The sequence below is a fragment of the Actinomycetota bacterium genome, from assembly GCA_016700055.1.
GTDB lineage: Bacteria > Actinomycetota > Acidimicrobiia > Acidimicrobiales > Ilumatobacteraceae > Kalu-18.
Genome location: CP064997.1, coordinates 1,413,140 through 1,425,990, shown reverse-complemented (window position 1 = coordinate 1,425,990; position 12,851 = coordinate 1,413,140). Strand labels below are relative to the sequence as shown.

10 protein-coding genes are annotated in these 12,851 nt (G+C 70.2%); 5 read left to right on the top strand and 5 right to left on the bottom strand.

Annotated elements, in window-relative coordinates:
- Positions 1 to 27: 27 nt before the first annotated feature.
- On the bottom strand, positions 28 to 2,919 hold the full coding sequence (locus IPM43_06830; GenBank protein QQS26060.1) for an ATP-dependent DNA helicase UvrD2: 2,892 nt from the start codon (positions 2,917 to 2,919) through the stop codon (positions 28 to 30).
- Positions 2,920 to 3,010: 91 nt separating this feature from the next.
- Between IPM43_06830 and IPM43_06825 the strand changes: the two genes are divergently transcribed.
- Entirely contained in the window at positions 3,011 to 3,820 is an 810-nt protein-coding gene (locus IPM43_06825; GenBank protein ID QQS26059.1) for an META domain-containing protein, read from the top strand.
- A gap of 21 nt (positions 3,821 to 3,841) precedes the next feature.
- Here the strand turns inward: IPM43_06825 and IPM43_06820 are convergent, their stop codons facing one another.
- Complete coding sequence (locus tag IPM43_06820; GenBank protein QQS26361.1) at positions 3,842 to 5,323, bottom strand: sugar transferase; 1,482 nt, start codon at positions 5,321 to 5,323, stop codon at positions 3,842 to 3,844.
- Between the two features lie 206 nt (positions 5,324 to 5,529).
- Here IPM43_06820 and IPM43_06815 point away from each other — a divergent pair, with 206 nt between their 5' ends.
- A complete protein-coding gene (locus tag IPM43_06815) occupies positions 5,530 to 6,432 on the top strand; it encodes a mechanosensitive ion channel (GenBank protein QQS26058.1) in 903 nt (300 codons plus the stop codon).
- Between the two features lie 27 nt (positions 6,433 to 6,459).
- On the opposite strand, the gene IPM43_06810 is transcribed toward IPM43_06815, so the two are convergent.
- The 3 genes from IPM43_06810 to IPM43_06800 are packed head-to-tail and all read right to left on the bottom strand — an operon-like array spanning position 6,460 to position 8,732.
- Positions 6,460 to 6,939 carry a VOC family protein gene (locus IPM43_06810; GenBank protein ID QQS26057.1) on the bottom strand — a complete coding sequence of 160 codons (480 nt, stop codon included), beginning with the start codon at positions 6,937 to 6,939 and terminating at the stop codon, positions 6,460 to 6,462.
- Positions 6,940 to 6,963: 24 nt separating this feature from the next.
- Positions 6,964 to 7,668: a crotonase/enoyl-CoA hydratase family protein gene (locus IPM43_06805; GenBank protein QQS26056.1), complete on the bottom strand. Its 705-nt coding sequence runs from the start codon at positions 7,666 to 7,668 to the stop codon at positions 6,964 to 6,966.
- Between the two features lie 29 nt (positions 7,669 to 7,697).
- Positions 7,698 to 8,732 (bottom strand): LacI family DNA-binding transcriptional regulator, encoded by a 1,035-nt coding sequence (locus tag IPM43_06800; GenBank protein ID QQS26055.1) that lies wholly within the window; start codon positions 8,730 to 8,732, stop codon positions 7,698 to 7,700.
- 152 nt (positions 8,733 to 8,884) lie between these two features.
- On the opposite strand from IPM43_06800, the gene IPM43_06795 reads away from it, so the two are divergent.
- From IPM43_06795 to IPM43_06785, 3 genes are all read left to right on the top strand, one after another.
- Positions 8,885 to 10,228 (top strand): extracellular solute-binding protein, encoded by a 1,344-nt coding sequence (locus tag IPM43_06795; GenBank protein QQS26054.1) that lies wholly within the window; start codon positions 8,885 to 8,887, stop codon positions 10,226 to 10,228.
- A gap of 147 nt (positions 10,229 to 10,375) precedes the next feature.
- Positions 10,376 to 11,860, top strand: coding sequence for an ABC transporter permease subunit (locus IPM43_06790; GenBank protein ID QQS26053.1), 1,485 nt, complete (start codon positions 10,376 to 10,378; stop codon positions 11,858 to 11,860).
- On the top strand, positions 11,860 to 12,819 hold the full coding sequence (locus tag IPM43_06785) for a sugar ABC transporter permease (GenBank protein QQS26052.1): 960 nt from the start codon (positions 11,860 to 11,862) through the stop codon (positions 12,817 to 12,819). The genes IPM43_06790 and IPM43_06785 overlap by 1 nt, the downstream gene beginning before the upstream one ends.
- Positions 12,820 to 12,851: the final 32 nt, after the last annotated feature.

Genomic DNA, 12,851 nt, shown 5'->3' with positions numbered 1-12,851 from the left:
CGCCGGGCGTCGCCACCCGGTCGGTGCTCACGCGCGCTCGTCGTCGGCGTCTGCGAGGTGGTCTTCGATCAGCACCAGGATCTCGTCGCCGAAGCGCTCCAGCCGCTTCGGCCCCATGCCCGGCACCCGGGCCAGCTCGGCGAGCGTCGCCGGACGGCGCTCGACGAGGTGCTCGAGCGTCGTGTCGTCGAACACGGTGTAGGCGGGCTTTCCGGCGGCGAGGTCGCGCCGCCTCGACTTGAGCGCCGCGCGCAGGCGCTCGGCCGCTGCACCACCGGCCGGCGCAGCTTTCACCGCGCGTGCGGTCCGGGTGCGCGCGGCCGCGGCCGCCGCCCGTGCGGTCGGCTCCGGCTTCGGCGTCGGCGGCGGCGGGCGGCCCTCGGTGGTGAGCTCGGCGACGAACGGCGAAGGGGGGTCTGGCGCGACGATCGTCACGTGGCGCGCCGCACGGGTGAGCGCCACGTGGAACACCCGCCGCTCCTCCTCGAGGTCGTCGGCGAGCCGGTGGGGGAACTGGGTGTCGCTGGCCGAGTGGACCACCACGAACGGCCACTCCTGGCCCTTCACCCGGTGCACCGTGGCCAGGGTGAGCGCCGCGCCGCCCTCGAACCCGTCGTGGCCACCTCGACGGCCGGTCTCGGCGAGCACGCGCGTGAGCCACGCGGGAAAGCCCGCCGCATCGGGCTGCAGGGACGCGAGCTGTTGCAGCGCGGCGAGGTCGTCGTCCTGCGCGCTGCGGTTGGTCCCCACCCGGTTGGCGTCGAGCGAGGCGATCGATCCGGCCAGCCCGACGGTGTGGAAGAGACGCTCGAGCACTTCGGCGGTGGGGCGGCGTCGCTCGACGAGGGTGCGCATGCCGGCGATGTCGGCGGCGAAGGCCTCGACGCGCTCCGCGTCACGCGGCGTGCGCAGCCTGGTGGAGAGGCGCCACAGCGCGTCGGCGTCGCGGGCTTCGCCCACCCAGTCGGCGACGCGCGGGTGGAGCGGGCGCGACGGCCGCTTCAGCGCCTCACGCAGGTCGTCGGCGCGCCACGAGCCGGCGGCGAGGCGCAGCCAGGCGAGGGTCGCCCGCACCGCGGTGCGCTCGACGAACTCGACGCCGACGCCCCCCTGCGTGTGCACGCCGGCCGCGGCCAGACCCACCTGCACCGGCACGAGCAGCGAGTTGACCCGCGTGAGCACGGCCACGTCGCTCGGTTGGTGCCCTGCGGCCAGCACGGCGCGCACCGCGTCGACCGCGGCGGCGAGCGTCTCGGCCGGGCCGGTGGTGAGCACCACGTCGAATCCCTCCGCATCCGGGTGAGCACTGCGGATCGTCTTCGGGACACGACGGCTGTTGCGGCGCAGCATCCGATCGACGCCCGCCGTCACCCCGCCTGGACAGCGGTAGTTGACCTCGAGTGGGTGGTCGCCGGCGCCCGGGAAGAGCTCGGCGAAGTCGAGCAACCACGACGGATCGGCGCCGTTGTAGCCGTAGATCGTCTGGTCGTCGTCACCCACCCCGAACACGTTCGCGTCGGGCCCGGCGAGCAGGCGCACGAGCAGCACGTGGGCCGGGGTCAGGTCTTGGAACTCGTCCACCAGCAGCACCCGGCAGGCGCGTTGGGCGCCGGCGCGCGCCACGGGATCGGTGAGCAGCGTCTCGATCGCTCGCACGATCTGTTCGTCGAAGTCGACGAGCCCGTCGCGCGAGAGCGCTTCGCGGTAGCTGGGCAGGATCTCCGCGAACCCGGCCACGTCGCCCTGGTACATCGCCTCGACCTCGCCCGGGTCACGCAGGCCGAGTCTGCAGAGAGACAACGCCTCTATCCACGGGGCGAGCGGGTCGGTGTTGCGGCGTCGCTGGGGGGCGACGAAGCGGTCCAGCAAGCGGCGCACCTGGCCCTCGTCGATCGTCTGGTAGCGCCGGTCACGGGGGGCGTAGGGCGGCGTGCCGTTGACGACGGCGAGCGCGATCGAGTTGAGCGTGCGCACCTGCAGTTCGGGCAGGTCGCGGGTGCGGTCGCGCATCTCGGCCTGGGCACGGGTGTTGAACGCGACGAGGCACACCGCGGCTGCAGGTAGCTGCCAGCCGCCCACCAGCAGCCGGGCGCGTTCGGTGAGGACTCGCGTCTTGCCGGAGCCCGCGGGAGCGATGATCCGCGCCGGGCCTCCGGGATGGGTGACGGCCGCGCGCTGATCGGGGGCCAGCTCGGCACCGGCGCCGACGGGCTCGTTCGTGGCGAAGGGGGCGAGGGAGCCGTGTTCGACGGCGATGCGGTGCACCACGGGCACGCCGTCGATCGGGAGGAAGAAGGTGAGCGGGCCGCCGTCCACCCACGCCGCCGCGGAGTCCTCCCCCGCCCAGCTGGCTGCGTCGGGATCGCGACCGTCGACCGAGTTGGACCAGACGAGGTGGTGCACCACGTCGAGGGTGAGCTCGCCCCGGGGGCCGATCTCGTGCAGCGGGCGTACATCGACCGTGCCCGGAGAGCGCTCCGGGTCGGCGAGGAGTGCACTGGCGTCGCCGAGGCGGATGACGGTGCGGGTGCGCGAGCGCCACCGCGCCCCGAGCACGCCGACCAGCGCGGCCATCGCCTCGCCCGAAGCGAGCGTCTGCTCGTCGACCAGCACCTCCTCGGCCGGCCGCGCGCACCCCGCCCACGGTTCGGGCACATCGGCGCCGGGCAGGAGCACGATCGAGCGGCCGAGCGCGTCGGGCCCGGCGAGCTGCTCGGCGGGGCCGACGGTCGCCGATGTTGCCGGACGTGCCGCTAGGGCAGCGGGTGGTCGCGGCGCGGGTGGTCGCGGCGCGGCCGGTGCCGGGGCGCTCTCCTCGGGTGCGTCGTCGGCCGGTGAACCGCCGGTGCGCTCCCAGCACGCGCGAACCTCACCGGGGGTGGCGTGGGAGCCGCCGCAGTACGAGCAAGAGATGGCCATCGCCGCCCCATCCTGGCGTAAGGGTGTGCTATCGGGCGCGAGCGACCGTTACCTGCGGGAACCAGACGCCGGCACCCGTCGTCAGAGAGACATGAAGCGAACCTCCAAGTCCATCGCCGCGCTTGTTCCGCTGGTCGCCCTCCTCGCCGCTGCGTGCGGTGACGAGGCCGAGCCGAGCGCCAGCTCGGCAGTTCCGGTGCTCGACGGCCGTACGTTCCTCCTCAGCGAGACGGCCGGTTCGGTCGAGGGTGATCACACGCTCGTCGCCGGCAGCGTGGTGCGCCTCGCCTTCGCGGACGGAGCCGTGTCGGCCCAGGCCGGCTGCAACTCGATGGGTGGCGGCTACGCGCTTGACGGCGACGTGCTGCGCGTCGAGCAGCTCGCCCAGACGCAGATGGCCTGTGACGAGGCGCTGATGGACCAGGACGCCTGGCTCGCCGAGTTCTTGAGCGCGGCGCCGACGATCGGTGTGTCGGGCGACGAGCTGACGCTCACCGGCGAGGCCGACACGCTCGTGCTGGTCGACCGTGTGGTGGCCGATCCCGATCGCGCTCTGGAAGGCACGACGTGGACCGTCGACGGCCTCGTCTCCGCCGACGCGGTGTCGAGCGTGCCGACCGGCGTGGTCGCCACGATCCTGATCGAGGAAGGCAAGGTGCACGTCGTCGCCGGCTGCAACACCGGCAACGGCACGGTGGAGATCGACGAGGCCGCCGGCGTGCTCACCTTCGGGCCGATCGCGACCACGAAGATGATGTGCGACGAGGACCAGATGCTGGTCGAGCAGGCGGTGCTGGCGACGCTCGTCGGCGAGGTGGCTTACAAGATCGAGGCGGCCTCGCTGACGCTGACCAACGGTGACGCCGGGCTGAACCTGCGCACCGAGGAAGCGGCCTCCTGAAGCGCTGTTACCAGCGCGGCGCTAGTGGGCGCCGCGCTGGAAGGCGACGACGACGGCGGTCTTGGCCACGATGCGCAGATCGTGGAGCAGTGACCAGTTGTCGACGTAGTACAGGTCGAGGCGCTTGTACTCCTCGAACGTCGTCGCCGAGCGGCCCGACACCTGCCACATCCCGGTGATCCCGGGCAGCACCCGCAACCGGTCGAGGAGCTCGGGTGGCCACTCGGCCATCTCCGCGGGCAGTGCCGGACGCGGCCCGACGATGCTCATCTCGCCCTTCAGCACGTTCCAGAACTGGGGCAGTTCGTCGATCGACAGCTTGCGCAGCAGTCGGCCGACGCGGGTGATCCGGGGGTCGTTGGCCATCTTGAACAGCGGCCCGTCGAGCTCGTTCTGCTCCAGCAGGTCCTGCTTGCGCGCCTCGGCGTCGGCCACCATCGTGCGCAGCTTCAAGATGTCGAACGCCTCGCCGTCGCGTCCGACCCGCCGTTGGCGGAACAGCACCGGGCCACGCGAGTCGAGCTTGATCGCGATCGTCGCCACGGCCAGCACGGGTGAGGCGATGAGCAGGGCCACGCTCGAGACCGCCAAGTCGAACGCGCGCTTGGCGACGGCCCGCCAGCCGGAACGGATGGTCGGCTCGATGTACATGAGCGTGCGGCCGTCCACCGCCTGGGGCCGGAACCTGGTGATGTCGATGTCGCGCAGGCTGGACGACAGCGCCACGTGGAACCCCGCGTCGGTGAGCCGGCGGGTGAGCATGTTGAGCGTGTGCGGAGGCACCGACGCCGGCGAGATCAGCGCCCCGCTGGCATTGACCTCGGTCATCACCTCTTCGGCGTGCTCCAGCGCGCCGAGCACCATCACCCCGCCGCGCTGGCCGAAGTCCTGGTCGCCGACGAAGCCGACCACCTCGTAGCCGAGACCGGAATCACGCTGCAGGGTGTGCAGCAGCCCGATCGCGTTCGCGTCGGTGCCGATGATCACCACTCGGCGGCTGATGCGCCGCTGGCGGCGCAACCGGGTGAAGACCGCGCGAGCGATCTCGCGCTCGATGGCCAGCGCGACCACCCCGACGAGCAATACGGCGAGCACCCAGCCACGCGACAGGTTCGAGTACTGCAGAACGAACGCGATCGTCACCATCACGGCTACCGCGACCGCAGTCGACACGGTGAGCCGGCGGAACTCCTCACCGCGCCGATCGATCACGCGCGCGCGGTAGAGCTTGTTCGTGCCCAGCGCGACGAGCCACACCGGCACACCGATCATGGCGAGCGCGAGGTGCTCCATGCGCACATGACGAGGGACGGGCCGGAAGACGTCCTGCAGCACGAACGCAACTGCGAACACACCGACGATCGTCACCGCGTCGGCCAGCACGAGGCGTCGCTTCAGCGCCTTCGGAGACAGACGCCGGGATGCCGGGACCGACTCTTGGCGCGCGCGGACGGCCGCCGGTGCCGATTCCTTGTCACTCGTCGACGTCGGCGCAGCGGCCACCGCCGGCCCGGCCTTGTCTTCGGATTCCGTCAACTTCACGGCCCACCGCCCGTTCGTTTACTGGTGTAGCACGGGTATCGGCTGCGACGCCCAGTTCTTGAGGCGTTCTTGACGCTTGTCACACCTCAGGAGATATCGTCATCGAACCGTAAGAAATGACGCGACCGCGCCACATTGGGCCGGCCCGGTGTCCATACTGGGAAGCCATGCGCCTGCAACCGATGACAGCTGCTCCCCCCGGGGGAGACGAGGCGCTCAGCGCCGCCCAGGCCATGTCCCGGCCGCTCCTCGTCTTCCTCGTCGTGCTCGGCGGCTTCGTGCTGACCAGGCTGACGAGGGTCGGGCTGCGGCGCGTGATGCGCCACGTCGCCGACCGCAGCCTCGTGGCGCCCACTCGGTGGTGGCGTGTCCGCGTGCGCCGCGACGGCGGTGAGCCTGCCGACGTCGTCGAGCAGCGCCGGCGCCAGCGCGTCGATGCGGCGAGCCGCATGCTCAACCACCTGTTCTCGCTCGTCGTCTGGGTGGTGGTCTCGATCGCCGTCTTCCACGTGCTCGACCTCGACGCGGCCTTCTTCATCTCGAGCGCCGGGTTCCTCGGCGCCGGGCTGGCGATCGGCGGCCAGCACAAGGTCAACGACTACCTCACCGGGCTCTCCGTGCTGCTCGAGGACCGCTACGGCGTCGGCGACGAGATCGAGGTGGAGCTCGGCTGGCGCGAACCGGTGCGGGGTGTGGTCGAGCACATCGGCGCGGTCACGACGAGGCTGCGCGACGCGCGGAGCACCGTGCACATGCCCAACGCCACGCTTGCCAACGTCCGCAACCTCAGCCAGGAGCCGGCGCAGGCCCGACTCGAGGTGAAGCTGCCCGGCGAGGCCGAGTCGAACCTGAGAGCCGGTGCCGCGGCCGACGCGATGCGTGACGTCGCCGGCACCAAGCACCTCACCGGCGTGGTGTTCGTCGACGACATCGAGGCGATGGCGATGCAGGCCGGACAGGACGGGGGCCGAGTGGAGCTGAACGTGCGCACCGCACGACCGCTGAGCGACGACGAGCGCCAGCTGCTGGTGCGGCGTACCGAAGACCTGCTCGCCGCGCGCGACGCCTGACCGGGCGAGATCCGCGGCGGTGAGCTGCTAGCCGAGGTCGTTGCCGTACATGTGGCCGAGCGGGTCGCTGATCAGCTCCAGGCGCTCACCGTCGGGCCCGCGGAAGTACAGCGACGAGTCGTCGACGTGGGCGTACTCGACGCCGGCCTCGTCGAGGCGGGCCTTGGCTGCCTCCCACTGACCGCGCTCGATCGAGATCGCGAGGTGATGGTGGCCGCCGAGCACCTCTTGGTAAGGGCCGAGGTCGAGCCCGGGGAAGTCGAAGAAGGCGAGGCAGTTGCCGACGCCCAGGTCGAAGAAGAAGTGCGTCGAGCCGGCGTAGTCGCGGTTCTCGAACAGCTCGATCAGCGGGAAGCCGAGCAGGTCCTGGTAGAAGCGGATCGTCCGCTCTACGTCGCTCGACAGCAACGCCACGTGGTGCACGCCGCGGGCGCTCGATGCCGCCCGCTCCCCACGCGGCACCAGGTATCGGTTGCGCAGCTCGTCCCATTCGGCGGTTCGGTCCACAGTCTCTCCTTTCCGCCGATCCGGTCAGCCGACGACCGGGGGCACCATGTTGGCCATGTCGGCGTCGAGCCCGGCGAGCACGCGCTCGATGGTGGCCGCGCGCAGCTGGGTCTTGGTGGTGCTGTAGGCGCCGGAGCGGTACGAGCCGAGGTGGCGGGCCTCGCCGATCGAGTAGTCGACCAGCTCGTCGACGGGCACCACCTCGTCGAGGTAGCCGGCCTCGACCGCGCCGGCAGGCCCGTAGATCTCGGCCATCAGGGTCGCCCGGGCGAGGTGTTCGGGTGACAGCCGGTCGCGGGCGAGCTCCACCGCGTACACCGGCAAGGCCATCCCGATCGCGGTCTCGTTGAGCCCGATCTTGGCCGGCACGTCGGCGCCGATGCGCAGATCGCAGGCGAGCACGAAGAGGGCTCCGGCGGCAAGAGCGTGACCGGTGACGGCGACGACGGTCGGCTGGGGGTGGCCGTAGATGCGCATCAGCAGCTCGCCGCCGGCGTGCACGAGCCCGCGCGTCGCCTCTGCCCCGGCGGTCATCACCGAGAGGTCGAACCCTGCGCAGAGCTTGCCCTCGCGCCCGACGAAGCAGACCGCCGACGCCTCGCTCGCCGCGGTGTCCAACGCGGCGTGCAGGCGCAAGATGACGTCGTGGGACAGCGCGTTCGCCTTCTGGTCGTCGATTCGGACGACAGCCACGCCGTCGTCGATGCTCACCTGCACCGGCTCGCTCATGACTGCGAACCTAGTGGAGCATCGGTGCCTCAGCGGCCGGAGGCGGCGAGTGCCCCAGCCGGCGCGCTCGAGCCGCGCACGACGAGCTCGGGTCGGAAGAGGTACTCGCGCTGGGGCGTATGCGGGCCGGCGGCGCGCACCTGGTCGATCAAGAGGCGCGCCGCGAGCTCGGCCATCGCGCGCACCGGCTGGCGCACGGTGGTGAGCGGCGGATCGGTGAACGCCATCAGTGCCGTGTCGTCGAAGCCGACCACCGAGATGTCGGCGGGCACCGCCAGGCCGGTTTCGTTTGCCGCGCGCACGACGCCGAGCGCGATCAGGTCGCTCGCCGCCACCACCGCCGTCGCGCCGCTCCCGAGGAGCTGGGGCGCCACGGCGTGCCCGCCCTCCACCGAGAACACCGCGTCGACGGAGACGAGCGAGGGATCGACGCTCAGGCCGGCGTCGGACATCGCGGCGTGGAAGCCTTCGAGCTTGCGCTGCACGACGACGTAGCGCTGGGGCCCGGAGACGAAACCGATCCGCTCGTGGCCGAGGCTCGCCAGGTGCGCCACCGCCAGCCTCGACGCGTGGCGGTCGTCGCACGACACCGACGGGGCGTCGATGCCGGGATGGTGACCGTTCACGAGCACGATCGGCATGCCTCGCGCGAGCAGCTCGTGGTAGGAGCGCTGGTCGGCCGACATGTCGGCGTGCCGGCCGGAGACGAAGACGATTCCGGAAACGCCGCGTTCGGCGAGCATCTCCACGTAGTCGTCCTCGTCGACGCCTTCTTGGGTCGCGCAACCGAGCACCGCGGTGAAGCCGGCCGCCGCGAGGCGGTTCTCGATCGCCTGCGCGAGGGCGGGGAAGATCGGGTTGTCGAGCTCGGGCACGATCAGCCCGACCAGGCCTTCGGTATGGCGGACGCGATCGGGAGCCGCGAGCCCGAGCGCGCGCATCGCGTCGCCGACGGCCGAACGTGTGGGCGCCGAGACGCCGGGGCGGTCGTTCAGCACTCGGCTGACGGTGGCCTCGCTGACACCCGCGCGCTCCGCGATGTCGCGTAGCCGGATCCGTGCCATCGCCTGGACAAGGTAGGGGGTTTGCAGTCGGTTCTGCAAGAAGAGCCCGCAAATTTTCATCCGCTGCAAATTCCTTGCTACTGTGCGCTCATCTAACCGACCGTGGCGAGCCGCCCTCGCGCCTCGCCCGACAACCCTCACAGGGGGAGTACATGCGCACGCGCAAGACGGCGCTGGCGTTGCTAGCCGGGATCGCACTGATCGGTGCGGCCTGCGGCGGTGACGACAGCTCTACCGATACCGACGCTCCGAGCACCGACGCTCCGAGCACCGACGCCCCGAGCACCGATGCCCCGAGCACCGACGCTCCGAGCACCGACGCCCCGACCACGACCGAAGCTCCGCTGCCCGAGCGCGGCGACGCCGATCTCGTGATCTGGGCCGACGACACCCGAGTGCCGATCCTCACCCCGATCGCCGAGGAGTTCGGCGCGGCCGAGGGCCTGAAGGTGGTCGTGCAGGAAGTGCCGAGCCAGCGGATCCGCGACAACGTGTCCACCGCCGGGCCCGCCGGTGAAGGCCCCGACATCTACGTCGGCGCCCACGACTGGCTGGGCGAGCTCGTCGCGAACGGCGCAGTCGCGCCGCTCGAGCTCGGCGCTGCCGCCGACGAGTACCTCGACGTGGCGATCAACGCATTCACGTACGAAGGCCAGATCTACGGCCTGCCGTACGCGATCGAGAACATCGCCCTCATCCGCAACACAGACCTCGTTCCCGAGGCACCGGCCACGTGGGCCGAGCTCGAGGAGATCGCGCTCGGTCTCGTCGAGAGCGGCGACGCCGACATCCCCCTCGCCGTGCAGGGCACTCCTGACGCCAGCCCGTACCACTTCATGCCGCTCTTCACCGGCAGCGGTGGCTACCTGTTCGGCACGACGGACGCAGGCTTCGACACGAGCGACGTCGGACTCGACAGCGAGGGCGGGATCACCGCCGCGCAGAACATCGCCGGCTGGTTCGAGTCCGGGCTGCTGTCCAAGGACATCGACTACGGCGTGATGATCGACTCCTTCGGCTCCGGCCGGGCGCCGTTCGCGCTCACCGGCCCGTGGGCAGTCGCCCAGGCCGACAACGGCTTCGAGGCGATGGGCGTGCCCTTCGTGGTCGAGCCCGTTCCGCCGATCGAAGAGGGCATCACCCCGCAGGTGTTCGTCGGTGTGCAGGGCTTCATGCTGTCGCCGTACTCGGAGAACGCAGACCTCGCGAAGACGTTCGTCCTCGACTACCTGAACTCCGAAGAACTGCAGCTCGCGCTGTACGAGGTCGGGGCTCGCCCGCCGGCAATGGCCAGCGCGTTCGAGCAGGTTGCCGACGATCCGATCGTCGCCGGCTTCGGAGCTGCCGGCGAGGCCGGCATGCCGATGCCCGCCTTCCCGGTGATGTCGTTCGTGTTCACCACCTGGGGCGACGCTTACCAGCTCATCGCGAGCGGTACCGACCCCGAGCAGGCGATGACCGACGCCGCCACGGCGATCCGCGCCGAGATCGGCTGAACCGAGATGAGCGTGCAGGCGGATTCCCCGACGACCGACATGTCGTCGGGAGGCGCCAGCACGCCAGGATCCAGCGACCGGGGCCGGGGGGCATTCGCCCCCCGGCCCCGCTCGCATGGGAGCACGACCGGGCTCATCGTCAAAGTCGTGCTGCTGGCGCTGGCGAACGCACTCGTCATCTGGGCGTTGCCGACGATGCTCGACAAGCCCGACTACCCCTTTGCCGTGGCGTCGATCATCGCCATCGTCGTCATCGACATCGTCTACTTGAGCCCGCGCCGGTTCCTGCCGGCGAAGTACCTCGTACCGGGCACCATCTTCTTGCTGATCTTCGTCGTGTACCCGGTGCTGTACACGATCTACATCTCCACCACGAACTACGGCACCGGCAACAACATCTCGAAGGACCAGGCGATCGAGCAGATCGAGACGAAGTCGATCACCTCCGCCGAGGACGCAGTCCGCTACGAGCTGCAGATCCTCGCCGAGGGCTCCCCGACCGGCGAGATCGCCTTCTTGCTCACCGATCCCGACGGCAACTTCTTCCTCGGCACGCCAGAGGGCCTCACCCCCGTCGCCGCCGGCGACATCGTCGACGACGGCCGCAGGCTCACGATCGACGGTTACGTGGCTCTGAACCTCGGCCAGGCCCAGGATCGCGCCGCCGACATCACGGCGCTGCGCGTGCCCGCCGATGGCGGCGAGATCGACAACGACGGGTTCACGACCGCCTTCGTGAAGCTTCAGCGTCACGTCTACGACAGCGCGACCAACACCGTCACCGACACCGTCGACGGCACGGTGTACTCCGAGGACGCCGGCTACTTCGTGTCCGAGGAGGGCCGCCAACTCCTGCCCGGCTGGCGCACGTCGGTCGGCCTCGAGAACTACACCCGCTTGTTCACCGATCCCGACGTGCGCGGTCCGTTCGTGCGGGTCTTCGCCTGGACGGTGGTGTTCGCCGTGCTCTCGGTGCTCACCACGTTCGCGGTGGGGATGCTCCTGGCGATGGTGTTCCACAGCCCGCGGATGAAGGGCAAGCGCTTCTACCGGTCGCTGATCATCGTCCCCTACGCCCTGCCCAGCTTCATGACCGCGCTCGTCTGGCGCGGCATGTTCAACGAGCAGTTCGGGGTGATCAACCGCTGGCTCGGCACCAGCATCCCGTGGCTCACGGGCGACTGGATGCCGTACATCTCGATCCTCGTCGTGAACCTGTGGCTCGGCTACCCGTACATGTTCCTCGTCTGCACCGGTGCGCTCCAGGGCATCCCCACCGACTTGAACGAGGCCGCCTACGTCGACGGCGCGACCGGGGTCACCGCGTTCCGTCGGGTGACCTTCCCGCTGCTGCTCACCGCCGTCTCGCCGCTGCTCATCGCGAGCTTCGCCTTCAACTTCAACAACTTCAACCTGATCTACCTGCTGACCGAGGGCAAGCCGCCGATCTCGGGCCAGGTCGCGGGACGCACCGACATCCTCATCAGCTACACCTACAAGCTGGCGTTCGCCGGGGGGCGCGGTGCCGATTACGGCTTCGCGTCCGCAGTGTCGTTCGTGATCTTCCTGCTCGTCGCCGCGATCTCGGCATTCAGCTTCAGGTACACCAAGGCTCTCGAGGAGGTGCGCTGATGGCCACGCCGACCACGCCGATCACGCCTACGACGGCAACCACGACCGGCACGCCGGCCAAGACGCCGGGGCGCACTCCAGGGGCCAGCGGCACGCATCGCAGCCGCGCCCAGAACTTCGCCGACACGGGGTGGCGTCACCTGGTGGCGTGGCTCGCAGTCGCGTTCGCGCTGTTCCCGGTGCTCTGGGTGCTCTCGGCCGCGTTCGGGCCCGGCAACCTGAACAGCCAGCGGCTGATCCCGAACGAGATCAACCTCGACAACTTCCGCACGCTGATGACCGAGCCCGGCCACCCGCCGTTCTGGCGCTGGTTCCGCAACTCGATGGTGGTCGGCGTCATCACGGCGCTGGCGACGGTGTTCTTGTGCGCGCTCGCGGCATTCGCGTTTTCGCGCATGCGGTTCAAGGGACGCCGCCCGGGTCTGCTCGCGCTGCTGCTCGTGCAGATGTTCCCCAACCTGCTCGCCATCGTCGCCCTGTTCTTGTTCATGACCAGGGTGAAGACGATGTTCCCGGCGATCGGGCTCGGCACCACTTGGGGTTTGATCTTCATCTACCTGGGCGGCGCGCTCGGGGTGAACACGTTCTTGATGAAGGGCTTCTTCGACACCGTTCCCCAAGAGCTCGACGAGTCGGCCAAGGTCGACGGCGCGACGCACGCGCAGATCTTCTTCCGCATCGTGTTGCCGCTCGCCACTCCGGTGCTCGCGGTCATCGGTCTGCTCTCGTTCATCACCAGCCAGGCCGAGTTCCTGATCGCGGACGTGATCCTCGGGCAGCAGGAGGACCAGCGCACGCTCGCTGTCGGCCTGTCGCGGTACGTCCTCGCCGGCTTCGACAACCGCTGGGGTCCGTTCGCGGCCGGCGCGCTGATCGGCGCCATCCCCGTGGTGGTGTTGTTCTTGTTCCTGCAGCGCTTCATCGTGTCCGGCCTCACCGCGGGCGCGGTCAAGGGCTAGCGCACGGCGAGGCAGGGCAGGCAAGGACGCGC